20 protein-coding genes are annotated in these 15107 nt (G+C 48.8%); 9 read left to right on the top strand and 11 right to left on the bottom strand.

The window, feature by feature from the left end:
- Positions 1–15 precede the first annotated feature (15 nt).
- From L985_RS05985 to L985_RS05975, 3 genes are all read left to right on the top strand, one after another.
- Positions 16–717, top strand: a complete 702-nt coding sequence (locus tag L985_RS05985; protein ID WP_023467768.1) for an MIP/aquaporin family protein — start codon at positions 16–18, stop codon at positions 715–717.
- Between the two features lie 43 nt (positions 718–760).
- Positions 761–2263, top strand: coding sequence for a glycerol kinase GlpK (gene glpK / locus L985_RS05980; protein WP_047391182.1), 1503 nt, complete (start codon positions 761–763; stop codon positions 2261–2263).
- Positions 2264–2337: 74 nt separating this feature from the next.
- A complete protein-coding gene (locus L985_RS05975; protein WP_047391178.1) occupies positions 2338–2658 on the top strand; it encodes a hypothetical protein in 321 nt (106 codons plus the stop codon).
- Between the two features lie 79 nt (positions 2659–2737).
- Here the strand turns inward: L985_RS05975 and dhaM are convergent, their stop codons facing one another.
- The 3 genes from dhaM to dhaK are packed head-to-tail and all read right to left on the bottom strand — an operon-like array spanning position 2738 to position 4694.
- Complete coding sequence (gene dhaM / locus L985_RS05970) at positions 2738–3106, bottom strand: dihydroxyacetone kinase phosphoryl donor subunit DhaM (protein ID WP_029341248.1); 369 nt, start codon at positions 3104–3106, stop codon at positions 2738–2740.
- Positions 3099–3701 (bottom strand): dihydroxyacetone kinase subunit DhaL, encoded by a 603-nt coding sequence (dhaL, locus tag L985_RS05965; RefSeq protein ID WP_047391174.1) that lies wholly within the window; start codon positions 3699–3701, stop codon positions 3099–3101. The genes dhaM and dhaL overlap by 8 nt, the downstream gene beginning before the upstream one ends.
- A 24-nt stretch (positions 3702–3725) precedes the next feature.
- Positions 3726–4694, bottom strand: a complete 969-nt coding sequence (gene dhaK, locus L985_RS05960; protein ID WP_023467763.1) for a dihydroxyacetone kinase subunit DhaK — start codon at positions 4692–4694, stop codon at positions 3726–3728.
- A gap of 154 nt (positions 4695–4848) precedes the next feature.
- On the opposite strand from dhaK, the gene L985_RS05955 reads away from it, so the two are divergent.
- The 3 genes from L985_RS05955 to L985_RS16925 all read left to right on the top strand — a co-directional run bounded on the left by L985_RS05955 (position 4849) and on the right by L985_RS16925 (position 6124).
- A complete protein-coding gene (locus L985_RS05955; RefSeq protein ID WP_047391168.1) occupies positions 4849–5550 on the top strand; it encodes an AzlC family ABC transporter permease in 702 nt (233 codons plus the stop codon).
- Entirely contained in the window at positions 5529–5855 is a 327-nt protein-coding gene (locus tag L985_RS05950; RefSeq protein WP_047391165.1) for an AzlD domain-containing protein, read from the top strand. Before L985_RS05955 ends, L985_RS05950 begins: the two co-directional genes overlap by 22 nt.
- 92 nt (positions 5856–5947) lie before the next feature.
- Positions 5948–6124: a hypothetical protein gene (locus L985_RS16925; protein WP_156772492.1), complete on the top strand. Its 177-nt coding sequence runs from the start codon at positions 5948–5950 to the stop codon at positions 6122–6124.
- Between the two features lie 48 nt (positions 6125–6172).
- Here the strand turns inward: L985_RS16925 and L985_RS05945 are convergent, their stop codons facing one another.
- From L985_RS05945 to hflX, 6 genes are all read right to left on the bottom strand, one after another.
- Entirely contained in the window at positions 6173–6448 is a 276-nt protein-coding gene (locus L985_RS05945) for a GNAT family N-acetyltransferase (RefSeq protein ID WP_047391162.1), read from the bottom strand.
- Positions 6423–6659, bottom strand: coding sequence for a (4Fe-4S)-binding protein (locus L985_RS05940; RefSeq protein WP_047391159.1), 237 nt, complete (start codon positions 6657–6659; stop codon positions 6423–6425). The genes L985_RS05945 and L985_RS05940 overlap by 26 nt, the downstream gene beginning before the upstream one ends.
- 116 nt (positions 6660–6775) lie before the next feature.
- Positions 6776–8122 carry a type I glutamate--ammonia ligase gene (glnA, locus tag L985_RS05935; protein WP_029341242.1) on the bottom strand — a complete coding sequence of 449 codons (1347 nt, stop codon included), beginning with the start codon at positions 8120–8122 and terminating at the stop codon, positions 6776–6778.
- Between the two features lie 45 nt (positions 8123–8167).
- Entirely contained in the window at positions 8168–8566 is a 399-nt protein-coding gene (locus L985_RS05930) for a MerR family transcriptional regulator (RefSeq protein ID WP_023467758.1), read from the bottom strand.
- Between the two features lie 140 nt (positions 8567–8706).
- Positions 8707–9984, bottom strand: coding sequence for a methionine gamma-lyase family protein (locus L985_RS05925; protein ID WP_029341241.1), 1278 nt, complete (start codon positions 9982–9984; stop codon positions 8707–8709).
- A 2-nt stretch (positions 9985–9986) separates the two neighbouring features.
- The gene (gene hflX, locus L985_RS05920) at positions 9987–11228 is read right to left on the bottom strand and encodes a GTPase HflX (RefSeq protein ID WP_034785946.1); all 1242 of its coding nucleotides are present in this window, start codon (positions 11226–11228) and stop codon (positions 9987–9989) included.
- Positions 11229–11366: 138 nt separating this feature from the next.
- Here hflX and L985_RS05915 point away from each other — a divergent pair, with 138 nt between their 5' ends.
- Together L985_RS05915 and L985_RS05910 are read left to right on the top strand one after the other, a co-directional pair.
- Positions 11367–12338, top strand: a complete 972-nt coding sequence (locus tag L985_RS05915) for a site-specific integrase (RefSeq protein WP_047391156.1) — start codon at positions 11367–11369, stop codon at positions 12336–12338.
- Positions 12339–12367: 29 nt separating this feature from the next.
- Positions 12368–12772, top strand: a complete 405-nt coding sequence (locus L985_RS05910) for a DUF2283 domain-containing protein (protein WP_052169384.1) — start codon at positions 12368–12370, stop codon at positions 12770–12772.
- Between the two features lie 42 nt (positions 12773–12814).
- On the opposite strand, the gene hfq is transcribed toward L985_RS05910, so the two are convergent.
- Both hfq and miaA read right to left on the bottom strand, forming a co-directional pair.
- Positions 12815–13063 carry an RNA chaperone Hfq gene (gene hfq, locus L985_RS05905; protein WP_023467753.1) on the bottom strand — a complete coding sequence of 83 codons (249 nt, stop codon included), beginning with the start codon at positions 13061–13063 and terminating at the stop codon, positions 12815–12817.
- A gap of 48 nt (positions 13064–13111) precedes the next feature.
- On the bottom strand, positions 13112–14038 hold the full coding sequence (gene miaA, locus L985_RS05900; protein ID WP_029341237.1) for a tRNA (adenosine(37)-N6)-dimethylallyltransferase MiaA: 927 nt from the start codon (positions 14036–14038) through the stop codon (positions 13112–13114).
- Positions 14039–14544: 506 nt separating this feature from the next.
- Between miaA and L985_RS05895 the strand changes: the two genes are divergently transcribed.
- On the top strand, positions 14545–15072 hold the full coding sequence (locus L985_RS05895) for a P-loop NTPase family protein (RefSeq protein ID WP_029341236.1): 528 nt from the start codon (positions 14545–14547) through the stop codon (positions 15070–15072).
- The last annotated feature ends 35 nt before the right edge of the window (positions 15073–15107 follow it).

The following is a 15107-nucleotide window of genomic DNA, read 5'->3' as shown; positions in this document are numbered from 1 at the left end:
AGGGAGGGTTTTTGCATGAATAACTTTGTATTGGAAATGATCGGTACGATGATCCTCATCCTGCTCGGGGATGGAGTCGTCGCCGGTGTCGTCTTGAAAAAGACGAAATCGGAAAACAGCGGATGGATCGTCATCACATTCGCTTGGGGTCTTGCCGTCATGACAGCAGCATTCGTCGCTGCTGAAAGTGGAGCACACTTGAACCCCGCATTGACGATTGCACTTGCTTTGAACTCTGACCTACCGTGGGCAGACGTTCCGATCTACATTGCCGGACAACTTGTCGGAGCTTTCATCGGCGCCATTCTCGTTTGGCTTCATTACATGAAACATTTTGAAGCGACTGATGATCAAGCTGCAAAACTCGGTGTGTTCGCAACAGGTCCAGCGATTCGTCATACGCCGTCGAACTTGATTTCTGAGATCATCGGGACATTTGTTCTCGTCTTCGGTATCTTGGCACTTGGTTTAACAACGTTCGGAGATGGCTTAAAACCACTCATCGTCGGTTTACTCGTCGTCGTTATCGGTCTCTCGCTCGGTGGTACAACAGGGTATGCCATCAACCCGGCTCGTGACCTTGGACCGCGTATCGCGCACGCTATCCTACCGATTCCGAATAAAGGTTCATCTGACTGGGGCTATTCATGGATTCCTGTCGTCGGTCCGATCATCGGTGGAGCGATTGCCGTGTTCATCTATCAATTGATCTACTAAGATCACATCTCACTAACACATACCGCTCAAGGGGGATTTCGAAATGGAAAACAAGTATATCCTAGCACTCGACCAAGGTACGACAAGCTCACGTGCGATCATCTTCGATCACGATGGGAAAATCGTCAACTCGGCACAACGGGAATTCAAACAGTACTTCCCACAACCAGGCTGGGTCGAGCATGATGCAAACGAAATCTGGGGTTCGATTCTTGCCGTCATGGCCGAAGCACTCGGGACAGCAGATATCAAACCTGAGCAAATCGCTGGAATCGGCATCACGAACCAACGTGAAACAACAGTTGTCTGGAACAAAGAAACAGGCAGACCGGTCTATCACGCACTCGTTTGGCAATCGCGTCAAACGTCTGGTATCTGTGACGACTTAAAAGAACAAGGTTTGAACCAGAAGTTCCGCGACAAAACAGGACTTCTGATTGATGCCTACTTCTCTGGCACAAAAGTTAAATGGATCCTCGACAATGTCGAAGGTGCACGTGAGCAAGCAGAGAACGGTGAATTGCTCTTCGGTACGATCGATACGTGGCTCGTTTGGAAACTGTCTGGTGGAAAAACGCACATCACGGACTACACGAACGCTTCACGAACATTGATGTATAACATCTACGAACAAAAATGGGATGAAGAGTTACTCGATATCCTCGGTGTTCCTGCTTCCATGTTGCCAGAAGTTCGTCAGTCGAGTGAAGTCTACGACAAAACGGTACCGTATCACTTCTTCGGTTACGAAGTGCCAATCGCTGGTATTGCGGGTGACCAACAAGCAGCACTCTTCGGTCAAACGTGCTTCGAAGCGGGTGAAGGGAAAAACACATACGGAACAGGTTGCTTCATGCTCATGAACACAGGCGAGAAAGCCGTTTCTTCTGATCATGGACTCTTGACGACGATCGCTTGGGGCGTCGATGGAAAAGTGGAATATGCGCTGGAAGGTTCTATTTTCGTCGCTGGTTCTGCGATCCAGTGGCTCCGTGATGGACTCCGTATGCTGAAAAATGCGAAAGATTCAGAAGGTTACGCAACGAAAGTCGACTCAACAGACGGTGTTTATGTCGTTCCTGCCTTCGTTGGTCTTGGTGCGCCATACTGGGATTCAGATGTACGCGGAGCAATCTTCGGATTAACACGCGGAACAGATAAGGAACACTTCGTTCGTGCAACGCTTGAATCACTCGCTTATCAAACACGCGATGTGTTGACAGCGATGGAACAAGATTCTGGTATCGAACTGAAGACACTTCGTGTCGACGGTGGTGCAGTAGCGAACAACTTCTTGATGCAGTTCCAATCGGACATCCTCGGCGTTCCTGTCGATCGTCCAGAAATCAACGAAACGACAGCACTTGGTGCAGCCTACCTTGCTGGATTAGCTGTTGGTTACTGGAAAGATAAAGCGGAGATCAAAAAACAATGGAAGCTGGATCACCAGTTCAAACCAGAGATGAAAGAAGACGATCGTGAACAACGCTATGCCGGATGGCAAAAAGCAGTGGAAGCGACAATGGTCTTCAAACCATCAAAATAAAACAATTGACCCGGTCCCTTTTGCAGAGGGACCGGGTTTTCACTGTTCTATAGAAACATAATGCGGGGTGTATCATGAATCTTACCTATTCGGATCAACAACTAAAAGCATGCATTCAGGACGCGCTGGATGGCAACATCACACTTGAAGAACTGGCGGATTGGTGTTACCGCTACATGACCGACGTGTACCATAACAATCATTACCATATCGCAACCGACGGACGTGGGAGCTATCCGTTAAGTGAGCAAGCGACTGAAGTAGCGAACGATATCGATGCACAATGGGATCTTTATCTTGCTAACAGTTATTCTCTAAATGAATTACAAACCATTGATTTAGCTACAATTCGCTTACCTAGAGAGTGGTTAGAAAAATGGCTCTCGTCGTTTTAAATCGTCACGCATAAGATCGACGATCATCTTTCATTAAAAAAATTCCCCCTTCGCCTAATCGCAAAGGGGAATCTGATCCTTATTTGCTAAACTCTTTTTTCAATCCGTCTTCAATCTCATCAACGGATTTCGACTGCCCGCTAAGAACAGCTGCTAAAAACGCGCCTTCGACGAGTGGTGCGTCGATAAACCGAACTGTCCGTTCGCCACTATATAGTTCAAGGGCCAATTCCGTGTTCATCGTCGCAGAACCGATATCCGTTAAGACGACTCCATCATCGTCCAGTGTATTTAGTGTTTCTTCGATTCGCGTCGCGTCCGTTCCAATGCTACCGTCCTCAAGACCTGCCGCTACTAAGACTGGCGTATCCGGTGCCATCTCTGCTAACAGTTCCTTTAGTCCAGTCGCAAGTTTTTCACTATGGGAAACGAGTACAAGATTAACCATGAAGCACCTCCGCGATTTCGCCGAGTAACAACGCACTCGATAGACTACCTGGGTCCTGGACGCCTTCCGTCGCTTCACCGAAGTAAGACGCGCGCCCTTTCGTTGCGATGCGCGCTTTCGTATCAGCAAGCGCTTGATCGATTGCCGCTTTCAAATCCCCTTCTCGCGAGAGCGCCTCTTGGAACGGTGTCCAGATATCGACCATCGTCTTTTGACCGAATTCCGATTTTCCACGCGATTTGATGCCTTCCGTCGCTTCATGAAAAGCATCCGCGAGTTCCGCACCTTCGACTTCCGTTTTCCCTTTGAACGCACCAGCGAACTTAACGAAGGCTGTTCCGTATAAAGGACCGGACGCCCCACCGACCGTCTTGATCAGCGTCATCCCGACTTCTTTCGATAGAGCTCCTAAATCCTCATATTCGCCGTGTTCTTCTAACGTCTTTTGGACTGCTTGGAAGCCACGTGACATATTGATCCCGTGGTCCCCGTCACCGATTTCCCGGTCAAGGTCCGTCAATTCATCCTTGTGCTGTTCAATCTGTTCCGCTGCTTTGATGAGCGCGCTTCGTAACTGTTCCGTCGTCAACTTCATCTTTGTACACCCCGTTTATCTAAATTAGAATCCAATCGCTTTCGTTTCTGCATCGAGATAACCAAGCAGTTCATCATCCACTGGTAAGAGCGTAATTGAGAATCCGTGCATCTCAAGCGACGTCATATAGTTTCCAACGAACGAACGGGCAATCTCGTAACCATGTGCCTGAAGTTCTTCCGCGACGTATTTATACGTGATATACAGTTCGGATTCTGGTGTTCCACCCATCCCATTCACCATGACTGCGACTTTTTTGTCTGGTACCTCTTTTGTCAGACGATCGAGCAACTCTTTAACGATCGCATCAACGGAAGCGACTGCTTTTCGTTCAAGTCCTTTTTCACCATGGATGCCGATTCCGATTTCCATCTCGTCATCATGCAACTCAAAGCCTGGCTTGCCACTCTCTGGCATATAACATGGTGAGAGTGCCATTCCGATCGAACGAACGCCCTGGATGACTTTTTCCGCGACTGCTTTGACTTCACTCAGTGATTTCCCTTCTGCAGCTGCAGCTCCGGCAATCTTATGGACGAAGACCGTTCCCGCAACCCCACGACGATCCTCTTCCTTTTTGATCGCGATGTCATCATTGACGACGACCGTGTCGACTTCGATGTCCTCGAGTTCAGCGAGTTCCTTTGCCATATCGAAGTTCATGACATCACCCGAGTAGTTCTTGACGACGAGTAAGACACCTTTCCCACCATGGGCTGCCTTAATGCCTTCAAGCACCATGTCCGGTGTCGGTGACGTGAAGACTTCCCCACAAACAGCCGCAGCAAGCATACCGTCACCAACGAATCCCGCGTGCGCCGGTTCATGCCCACTTCCCCCACCAGAGACAAGACCAACTTTTCCGTCAAGCGGCACTTTCCGCGCGACGACATTGACCCCTTCGACCTTTTTATACAAATCAGGGTGAGCTAGTACGAGTCCGTCGACCATGTCTGAAACGAACCGGTTTGAATCTTTCATTAATTTGTGCATGAAAAACGCTCCTTTACCTAACTGATTTTGCCGTACCACTTAGTCTTTACCACCAAATCAAGTCGAATATGTCGAAAAAAATGATGAAAATATTGACCAGTTGGTGACGATATCCCGCATGAATGCTATGCTCTAAAAAAAGAGGAGGATTCGAATGTCATCAGCCTTTCAAGCAGGTGTCCGTGCCTGTCTACCCACTGTCCTCGGATATATCGGCATCGGCTTCTCAGCCGGGATCGTCGGTCGTGCCTCCGGCTTATCCCCTCTTGAAGTCGGATTCATGTCCGTCTTCATCTATGCCGGCGCCGCCCAGTTCATCATCACGAGTCTCTTACTATTAAATAGTCCTGCTTCTGCCATCATTCTGACGACGTTCATCGTCAATCTCAGGCACTTGTTAATGAGTCTGACGCTTGCGCCACATGTCGAGACACGCCATCTCCGCGACCGCCTCGGTACTGGAACGCTACTGACGGATGAGTCGTTCGCTGTCGCGATGAATACTGCCCAAAAAGGGAAGCTCTCCCCGTCGTTTATGCATGGCTTGAATCTGACTGCTTACTTTAGTTGGATCGTCGCAACCGTTCTCGGCGCCCTTGTTGGCAGCTGGTTCCCTGATCCCGAGCGCTTCGGTCTCGATTTTGCCCTGACAGCGATGTTCATCGGCTTATTATACTTACAGTTTGAAGGGGAACGTTCCCGTATTGTCGTGAATAGTTTTCTTTTACTGATTGTCTTACTATTGCTTTACATAACCATGCGCTACTTTTCTCCAGAAGTCGCCGTTCTTTGCGCGACGCTCGGTGGTGCAAGTATAGGAGTCGTGATCACACGATGGAAATCCGCCCAGAATTAATTGCTCTTTTTTTAGTTTGTGGACTCGTCACTTGGATTCCACGCGTCTTACCGTTTCTCGTCCTTCATGGACTGACGTTACCGCGCCTCGTAACAGAATGGCTCTCGTTCATTCCGGTCTGTCTGCTTGGTGCCCTCTTCTTTCAAAATCTCCTCATCGCTCAAGATGAAGCGTTTCCGACGGTTTCGACGCTTCATGTCTTCGCAGCATTACCGACCATGGCGGTCGCGATTTTCAGTAAAAGTTTATCCTGGACGGTCGTGACTGGTGTTGTCACGATGGCGTTTCTACGATTGTATCTATAACAAATCTACTATTTCTTTTATGTAGCACAATTTGATATCCATCTTGTGCTATCCTTAAATAGAAATAAATGGATAGTGAAGGAGGTCCTGATATGCCAAATAAGCAGTTTATACCCTATTTGATATTGCTGTGCGCCATTTTTATAATCGCGAGTCAAATGGATCTACCTTATATGCTAAAACAAGGACTGATCGTGCTGTACGTCGTCGCCTATTTCGGTGCGATGATGGTTTCTCGCAAAATGAAAATCAGGGATCATAAACAATGATTTAAAAAATCTCCTCTAGTCTTAAGAGACTAGAGGAGATTTTTGTGTTCACGTATTCGCTTGTACATCCTGATAGGAAGGCTGTTGTTCAAACTCTTTTTTCGCAAAGGGACATAACGGCAATAGCTTGACGTTTGCTTCGCGTGCCCAGTTGACGATCTCGGCAACGAGTTGTTCCCCGATCTGTTGATTCCGGTGCGCGGGATCGACGTATGTGTGATCGATGATCCACATGCCGTTGTTCGTGTCGCTGTAGGTGATTTCCCCGATCACTGCACCCTCGTGATGGGTTTCGATTTTACGTTCTGCTCGTTTCAGCTCCATTTGTTTCCCTCCGTTCGTAAGATAAGGCGCCGCTCGGACAACCGTCGACGACCCGCATTACGTCTTCCACCGGTGCCCCGTCCGCTTCAATCCACGGACGTCGTTTGACATCAAAGACAGTTGGTAGACTTTGTACACAATGACCAGAGTGAATGCAGACTTCCGAATCAAAATAGACCGTGATTTCTTCGCCTTCATATCCTTTTTTCATGATGTATCGTCTCCCTTTCTTTGTACTCTTGTATCTTTCCACATCCTCGACTCATTCCCTGTCGCGGACATGAAAAAAGCACTTCCGGACAGAAGTCCAGAAGTGCTTAAGTTGGATTAGAACAAGACCATGTACTGATCGCGTTCCCATTCCGTGACTTGCGTCCGGAACATATCCCATTCGATTTCTTTCAATTCAACGAAGTGCTCTGCGATGTGATCGCCGAGAGCGTGCATGACGACGTCATCCGCTTTCAAGACTTCGAGTGCGTGGCTGAGTGTTGATGGAAGATCATCAATTCCGTTTGCAACACGTTCCGGTTTGTCCATGACGTAGATGTTACGATCGATTGGAGCCGGTGCTTTCAAGTTGTTCTTGATTCCGTCAAGACCTGAAGCGAGCAATGTCGCAAGCGCGAGGTACGGGTTCGCTGCTGGGTCGACTGAACGGACTTCGATCCGAGTCGAGAGTCCACGTGCTGCAGGAACACGGACGAGTGGTGAACGGTTACGTGCTGACCATGCGACGTAGCAAGGTGCTTCGTAGCCAGGAACAAGACGTTTGTAAGAGTTGACTGTCGGGTTACAAACCGCTGTGAACGCACGAGCGTGTTTGAGGATACCTGCCGTGAAAGCACGTGCATCATCCGACAATTGCATATCTTCGTTGCTTTCATCGAAGAAGACGTTCTCGTTGCCTTTGAAGAGCGACATGTTCGCGTGCATTCCTGATCCGTTGACACCGAAGAGTGGTTTTGGCATGAATGTCGCGTGCAAGTTGTGCTTCGCAGCAATCGTCTTGACGACGAGTTTGAACGTTTGGATGTTATCCGCAGTCGTGATCGCATCGGCATATTTGAAGTCGATTTCGTGTTGACCTGGTGCGACTTCGTGGTGTGATGCTTCGATTTCAAAGCCCATGTTCTCGAGCTCGATGACGATCTCTTTACGGCAGTTTTCGCCGAGGTCGACTGGTGCGAGGTCGAAGTATCCACCTTGGTCGTTCAATTCAAGTGTCGGACGACCTTTTTCATCTTTCTTGAAGAGGAAGAATTCTGGCTCTGGTCCAACGTTGAATGATGAGAAACCGAGTTCTTCCATCTCTTTAAGTACCCGTTTGAGCTGACCACGTGGGTCTCCTGCGAACGGCGTGCCATCCGGATTGTGGATGTCACAGATTAAACGTGCAACTTTCCCTGTTCCATCTTCTGTCCATGGGAAGACGACCCATGTGTTTAAGTCTGGGAAGAGATACATATCTGATTCTTCGATTCGGACGAATCCTTCGATCGATGAACCATCGAACATCATTTTGTTATCAAGTGCTTTTTCCAATTGGCTTACTGGAATCTCAACGTTCTTGATCGTTCCGAGGATATCTGTGAACTGTAAGCGAATGAAGCGTACATCCTCAGCTTTAGCGATTTTCAAAATGTCTTCTCGTGTAATGTTGCGACGTGTCATGTGACAAATCCCCTCTCCGATTCGTTTTTATATGGTTACAGGTCCTTACTTGAAGAAACGCCCGAGCTCACCTTGTATAAGCGACGTCTTTCCATGTCGTCCTGCTTCCTTCAATTCATTTTTCAGGAGTTTATACAATTCGCCGTCAGATAATTCCGGGCGCGTCTCGACGACGCTCTCCGCAACGCGTTCGCGTTTGACGAGATCGTTTTCAAAAATCAATTTGATCCCTGCGATATTCAGTCCCTGATCCAGGTATTCCTTAATCGACAACAGGCGATCGACATCGTTGAACGAATAGAGGCGACGTTTCGTCTCTGTCCGCTCCGGCTTGATCAGTCCCTGTTCTTCGTAGTATCGGATCTGGCGGGCAGATAACGCGGTCAACTCTTGAACGACTCCGATGGGAAATAGTGGCTTGGACTGGCGTGATGAGTCTGCCATGTGGTTCCTCCTTTTTCCTTACTCCATGAGAATAAACCTCTGTCAGGCAACTTGTCAAGCGATGTAAGAAAAGTTAACACAACTTTTTTAATCGCTTTACATGAAGTCGTTCAGAGGTCTTTTCACGAGATATTCTAGTATTAAACGTTTTTTTCTGGAATTAATTGTTTTTCCATCAAATGATTGACGGCTGAGATGATGGCGATTTTTACGTGACTATACGTCAAACCACCTTGGACGTACGCGGTATAGGGCGCACGGATCGGACCATCCGCTGACAACTCAATCGATGATCCTTGTACGAATGTTCCTGCTGCCATGATGACATCGTCCGCATATCCCGGCATATAATCCGGAATCGGTAACGCATGTGCATTGACGGGTGAAGCAGCTTGAATCGCTTGACAGAAGGCAATCATCGGCTCCGGCGCATGGAACGAAACCGATTGAATCAAATCCGTCCGTTCTGCCGTATGATGCGGTGCCGTATCAAAGCCGAACTGACCGAGCATGCTCGACGTGAACATCGCGCCCATCAACGCTTGGCTCACCGTATGTGGTGCCATATAGAAACCTTGATACATATCCGGAAGTGCGGATAACGATGGACCGGCTTCGGCGCCAATCCCTGGCGTCGTCATCCGGAACGATGCCCGTTCGATCAAGTCCGTTCGACCGACGAGATAACCGCCAGTCTTCGCAAGACCACCACCCGGATTCTTAATCAACGACCCTGCCATCAAGTCTGCCCCGACGTGCGTCGGTTCGATTGTCTCGACGAATTCACCGTAGCAGTTATCGACGAAGATCAGTACGTGCGGATGGACAGCTTTGATGGTGGCAATCGCTTCTCCGATCTCGTTGACCGGCAGACTGCGTCGCGTCGCATACCCTTTTGAACGCTGAATCCCGACGACCTTCGTCTGCGGTGTGATCCGTTCGAGAACGGCCGGTACGTCGATCGTCTCGGCGTTTTTCATCTCGACGACATCATACTGGACGCCCAGTTCCTTTAATGAACCGCGTCCGTCACCACGAATTCCGACGATCTCTTCAAGCGTGTCGTATGGTTTTCCTGTGATATAGAGCAATTCGTCTCCTGGCAATAACAAACCGAACAACGCGATACCGATCGCATGGGTTCCGCTGATGATTTGCGGACGACAAAGACCGGCTTCCGCACCGAAGACATCGGCATAGATCCGTTCGAGCGTATCGCGTCCTTCATCGTTGTAGCCGTACCCTGTTGACGGCATGAAGTGAAAATCACTGACCTTGTGACGTCGGAACGCATCGAGGACACGGAATTGATTGTATTCCGCGACCTCTTGCGCTTTCTTGACGTACGGGGCGATTTGTTCCTCCGCCCGGTCAATGAGCGGACGGAGCGTTTCGTAATGGGTTAATTCTGAAAACATGTTTACACCTCGTATTGTTTCAATGTCGCGTATAGACGCGTATCTTTACGCAAGTAACCTTTTAGAATGACGGAACCATCTTCTTCGAACGATTCCTTCAAATTCATCATGACTTCTTTCGCCGGATTGTAATGAGCAAATCCGTCAACTGGAATACGAATCTCGAGATACTCGAGAATTTCGCTGATCGAACGTTCGATCTCTTCGATCAAGCGCTCGATATCCTGCGGGTCAAGCGCAGAAATCAGCAGTTTTCCACCTGTGAACAAGCGGTTCAATTGATCCTTCTTGTTGTAGACTTCCAGTTGCGGAATGTCACCGGCACCGAGTTCATCGAGGACATCGTTCGTCGTCTGCATCTGATTCAAGTAATGCTCACTCGACGCATCAACGACATGGAGGATCAAGTCGGCTTCCAGCACTTCCTCGAGTGTCGAACGGAACGCCGCGATCAACTTCGTCGGGAGATCTTGAATGAAACCGACCGTATCCGTCAGGAGGATTTGACCACCTTCCGGCAAATCGACTTGACGTGTCAACGGATCAAGCGTCGCGAACAACTCATCCTTCTCGTATGTGTCGGCTTGTGTCAACCGGTTGAAGATCGTTGATTTGCCGGCATTCGTATAACCGACGAGCGCGATTTGGAATGTCTGGTTCTCTTTGCGACGTTCCCGGTAACGGGCACGGTGCGCGACGGATGTCTCGAGTTGTTTCGAGATCTCATCGACCCGACGCCGGATATGACGGCGGTCCGTCTCGAGTTTCGATTCACCTGGTCCACGCGTCCCGATTCCGCCACCAAGACGTGACAGTTGTGTTCCCTGCCCGGCAAGACGTGGTAAGAGATAACTCATCTGTGCCAGTTCGACCTGCAATTTCCCTTCGCGTGACTGGGCTCGGCCAGCGAAGATATCGAGGATCAACTGCGTCCGGTCAATCAATTTGATGGCTTCCGGGTCCGACAAGGCGATCCGGATATTCTTCATCTGACCGGGCGTGACCTCGGCATTGAATATGATTAAATCAGGTTCAAGTTCGTCTGCTAAAGCAACGAGTTCTTCAACCTTTCCTTTTCCGATGAACGTACGGCGATCAATCGCTTGTCGTTTTTGATCCAGACGACCGACGACGACACCATGCGCAGTCGTTACGAGTGCTTCGAGCTCCGCGACCGATTCTTCATAGACATGGTCCGGGACACCGGGGAGCTGGCAACCAACGACGATGACGCGTTCTGACATAATATCATTCCTTTCACGAGTAAAGACGTACTGCGCCCTTTATCATACCACAGGCACCGGTTCGTCTGAACTTTTTTGGACAGGAAACATCCGTTCGGTTTATGATGGAAGAAAGATTACGATAAGGGGAGGAAAACCATGGCACGCGAACAGTCGTATACGCTTCCAGAGTTCATTGAACGCTATTTGTTTTATCTAACGACAAGTGGACGGCAACTTTCGACCGTCCGCCGCTATCGCTATGATTTAATCGAAGTCCATCGCTACATGACCGATGTCGACCAACCACTCGAGACGATCGACGATTTCAAGGCGATTTCGATCGAGACGTGGAAGACGTTCATCAATGAATACTTGATCGAAGAGAAACTCTACCAGCAAGCAACGGTTGCCCGGATCGTCACCGTCATCAATCAAGTCAATTATCAGATTCGACAAACGAAGGCGAAGCTGATTGAATACGCACAACCGACGCACGAATTGACGGCAAAACACGTCGCTTCCTTCAAGGAATATGAACAATTGGTCCGGACGAATCAATCCGATCGCGGCTTGACGGAACATCAATTGAAGGCACGTCCGTATTTGATCGATCGAAACGAATTGATTCTCCGTCTGTTTTATCGTTACGGTCTACGTGTCCATCACATCATTGGTTTGAAGATGCACGATCTCAATTTCGCCCAGCAAGAGATGACCGTTCATGACCGACTCGGCAACCGTTACCTGCTTCACCTCGAGCGGGAAGATCAAGACATCATGTTGCGTTACTTGAAGACGATTCCGGAGCCGGTCCGCCCCCGTTATAACAGTACCGACCCCTTTTTCGTCGCCTTCGACTTCGCTCGGATGACATTCCGCTGGGTCTACAGCAAAAATGCACCGAAGCAACTATCGATCGTCATGATCACGAAGATGATGCGTCAGCTGAATGAACGGTCCGATAACAAGCGGATCTTGACACCGTCGATGTTACGCAACAGTTTCATCTTAAAAACGTATCAGGACGAGATGACGAAGGAAGAACGTCTGCAGAAGACATGCCTCTATAAGGATGTCTCGCTCCGACGTTATGAAGAGGCGGTCGAGGAACTGACACCGTTGTTGTAAAAAAATCATTAGGCTTGGATGTGACATAGATGACGATTCGAATGACTTATGATCAAGAAGCAGAAATGGGATATCTATATCTCTTCCCAGAAACATTTACTCCCGCGATTGAAGAAACTGACGAGCTAGAAGAAAATGAATTCCTCAACGTAGACGTTGATCAAGAGGGACGCATCGTCGGAATCGAATTTTTCAATGAAGAAGCGAATGTGATCCGCGCCGTCCATTCACAAGCATTCTTATACGCAGAACATACAGATCGTTTCTCGCTCCGATTGCAAAACACGATTCCGAAAAGTTCGTGTCACCTCCAAGGAGTTACGTTCTACTTTGCTGAACCCGACCATACCGGATTCATCGGACTTGATATCCTCGACTTGGAACGGTACCCTGTCGACGTTCTTCGCACGCTTGCTCAGCCAACCTATAAATAATGAAATGAACAAAAAAAGACGACCCCCCGGTCGTCTTTTTCATTAGCGAGAGACTTCTTGTGTCTCTTCTTGCTCATATAACGTCACGTTGCGCGCTGGTGCGAACGTCGAGATCGCGTGTTTGTAGATCAATTGCTGTTTACCTTCCGACTCCAAGATGACTGTGAAGTTATCGAATGACTTGATCAGCCCCCGTAATTGATACCCGCTGATTAAGAAAACTGTTGTCGGGACTGCATCTTTCCGTAATTGATTTAAAAAGACGTCCTGAATGTTGTATGTCGCTTTCATGATTCCCCGTGCCCCCTCTTTTTATCTGTTTCTGTCTTCGGGCAACTCTTATTTAACCGCTTTCAGAAACTCTACAGTTCTATCATAGATAATTTTGAACGTTTCTTCAAATGAAAACTTTCCCATATCTACCCAAACGCCATCAAATTGATGACGGAACCATGTCAATTGACGTTTCGCGAAGCGTCGTGTGTTCCGTTTCAGCATGTCGACAGCAGGATCGAGTGGTGCCCCGTCAAGGACTGGTAACATCTCTTTGTAACCAATTGCCTGTAAGGCCTTCGTCTGTCGATATCCGGCAGCATCAAGACGCGCCACTTCCTCAAGAAGCCCACTTTCGACCATCATATCTACTCGCTGATCGATCCGATCATACAAGCGATCCCGGTCTTCCATGTGTAGGACGAACAGTAGACTCTCGTAAAGTGCAGGCTTACTACCGGTCGTTTGTGTCTGACCCGTCCGCGCGACCTCGATCGCCCGCACGACCCGCTGAATGTTATTCGGATGAATCGCTTCGGCACGCACCGGATCAAGTTCCTTCAACTGATCATGTAGCGCATTCGCTCCATGTGTCGCTGCATACGCTTCGAGTTCAGCCCGTAAGGCTGGATCTTCTGCCTGCTCGGTGAACTGATAATCATATAAAATCGAACGGATATAAAGCCCTGTTCCACCGACGATGATCGGTAACTTCCCCCGACTTGCGATCTCATCGATCGTCGCTCGGGCAACCGTCTGGAAACGCGCTACACTCATCTCATCATCCGGTGTAACGAGATCAAGCAGATGATGCGGCACCCCTTCCATCTCTTCGGTCGTCACTTTTGCCGATCCGATATCCATCCCTTGATAGACTTGGACAGAGTCTCCAGATAAGACTTCTCCGTTTAATCGCTTGGCTAGTTCAATGCCCGTCTTCGTTTTTCCGACTGCCGTCGGTCCGACGATGACGATGACTGGTTGTTTCTTCATTTTTCTTCACCCATTCTCTATCTTTTCATTCTGATTCGAGTGTACCACAGCCACTTCGATGGATTAAAAAAATCCACGAAAAAACCGCCCATTCCGGACGGCTCCCATTTGTATTTCTTATACCCGACGGATGAAATCGTCATAGATGGCACTAAAGATGCACCACCCACAAATGACGACGCCTGTCAGCATGATGCCCCAATCTGCCATGGTCGTTCCTCCTCTAGTCATCGTTATTCTCTCTTTTGACGGTTTGAACGGTTTGTAAACCCTTTCGAGCAGGTTTGACACCAATTCTTGGAATCAGTATGATAAAAGTACGATTGGTACGTAGCGCGGAAGCTGACCTGCATCGGCTTCCTATTAGAGGCACTGCCTCTCGATTCCATGTCTTGTGCTTGCACGAGGCGACATAGGAAGAATTCGTTCTTCCAAGCGACAGGTCCGGCATCATGCCCGGGCCTGTTCTGCGTGCCGATACATTATTTCGAAAGGAGCCGATTATCGTGCGTATTCAAATCATTGGTGGATCAGGTACCGGAAAAAGTACACTGGGCGCCTTCATCGGGCAAGCTGAACAGATTCCCTGGATTGATACAGACCATTATCTTTGGAAAGATACGACGTTCACTGAAAAGCGAGACGTCTCCGAGCGATTTTCCATGTATGAAGCAGATCTTATGTCTTACAACGATTACATCGTCTCCGGTTCTGTCTTCGCCTGGCATCCGGACGGTTTCATCAATCGGGACTTGCTTGTCTTCCTGTCGCTCGACGAATCGGTTCGGATGGAACGTCTCATCGCACGCGAAGCAGCACGATACCCAGATTTTACAGGCTCCAATGAATTCCTTGACTGGTGCCGGACGTATCATACGGCGACGGACCCATCGATGATCGGTACGTTCGCAGAACACCAGTATCAAATGGACCGGTCAATTTCCCCGATTCTCATAGTAGATGCTTCGTTATCGACACAACTTCAGTATCAAAAAATAATCGAGACATACGATCGTTTGTCGCTTCATCCATGAAAAACGGGTCCCCCTCTATAGGTGGACCCGTTCGT

Origin of the sequence: Exiguobacterium sp. ZWU0009 (assembly GCF_000798935.2) — a bacterium.
In the GTDB taxonomy this organism is placed as follows: Bacteria; Bacillota; Bacilli; order Exiguobacteriales; family Exiguobacteriaceae; genus Exiguobacterium_A; species Exiguobacterium_A acetylicum.
The sequence above is the reverse complement of the archived record's forward strand: the minus strand, read 5'-3'. Positions and strand labels throughout refer to the sequence as shown.

Excerpts from the sequence above, each read along its gene's own strand:
- L985_RS05925 (WP_029341241.1), bottom strand. The coding sequence starts at position 9,984 with ATGTTTTCAGAATTAACCCATTACGAAACGCTCCGTCCGCTCATTGAC.
- L985_RS05940 (WP_047391159.1), bottom strand. The coding sequence starts at position 6,659 with ATGAAAAAAGGATATGAAGGCGAAGAAATCACGGTCTATTTTGATTCG.
- L985_RS05915 (WP_047391156.1), top strand. The coding sequence starts at position 11,367 with ATGGCACGCGAACAGTCGTATACGCTTCCAGAGTTCATTGAACGCTAT.
- L985_RS05985 (WP_023467768.1), top strand. The coding sequence starts at position 16 with ATGAATAACTTTGTATTGGAAATGATCGGTACGATGATCCTCATCCTG.
- L985_RS16925 (WP_156772492.1), top strand. The coding sequence starts at position 5,948 with ATGCCAAATAAGCAGTTTATACCCTATTTGATATTGCTGTGCGCCATT.
- hfq (WP_023467753.1), bottom strand. The coding sequence starts at position 13,063 with ATGAAAGCGACATACAACATTCAGGACGTCTTTTTAAATCAATTACGG.
- glpK (WP_047391182.1), top strand. The coding sequence starts at position 761 with ATGGAAAACAAGTATATCCTAGCACTCGACCAAGGTACGACAAGCTCA.
- dhaK (WP_023467763.1), bottom strand. The coding sequence starts at position 4,694 with ATGCACAAATTAATGAAAGATTCAAACCGGTTCGTTTCAGACATGGTC.
- L985_RS05975 (WP_047391178.1), top strand. The coding sequence starts at position 2,338 with ATGAATCTTACCTATTCGGATCAACAACTAAAAGCATGCATTCAGGAC.
- L985_RS05955 (WP_047391168.1), top strand. The coding sequence starts at position 4,849 with ATGTCATCAGCCTTTCAAGCAGGTGTCCGTGCCTGTCTACCCACTGTC.
- dhaL (WP_047391174.1), bottom strand. The coding sequence starts at position 3,701 with ATGAAGTTGACGACGGAACAGTTACGAAGCGCGCTCATCAAAGCAGCG.
- L985_RS05950 (WP_047391165.1), top strand. The coding sequence starts at position 5,529 with ATGGAAATCCGCCCAGAATTAATTGCTCTTTTTTTAGTTTGTGGACTC.
- miaA (WP_029341237.1), bottom strand. The coding sequence starts at position 14,038 with ATGAAGAAACAACCAGTCATCGTCATCGTCGGACCGACGGCAGTCGGA.
- hflX (WP_034785946.1), bottom strand. The coding sequence starts at position 11,228 with ATGTCAGAACGCGTCATCGTCGTTGGTTGCCAGCTCCCCGGTGTCCCG.
- dhaM (WP_029341248.1), bottom strand. The coding sequence starts at position 3,106 with ATGGTTAATCTTGTACTCGTTTCCCATAGTGAAAAACTTGCGACTGGA.
- L985_RS05945 (WP_047391162.1), bottom strand. The coding sequence starts at position 6,448 with ATGGAGCTGAAACGAGCAGAACGTAAAATCGAAACCCATCACGAGGGT.
- glnA (WP_029341242.1), bottom strand. The coding sequence starts at position 8,122 with ATGACACGTCGCAACATTACACGAGAAGACATTTTGAAAATCGCTAAA.
- L985_RS05910 (WP_052169384.1), top strand. The coding sequence starts at position 12,368 with ATGACGATTCGAATGACTTATGATCAAGAAGCAGAAATGGGATATCTA.
- L985_RS05930 (WP_023467758.1), bottom strand. The coding sequence starts at position 8,566 with ATGGCAGACTCATCACGCCAGTCCAAGCCACTATTTCCCATCGGAGTC.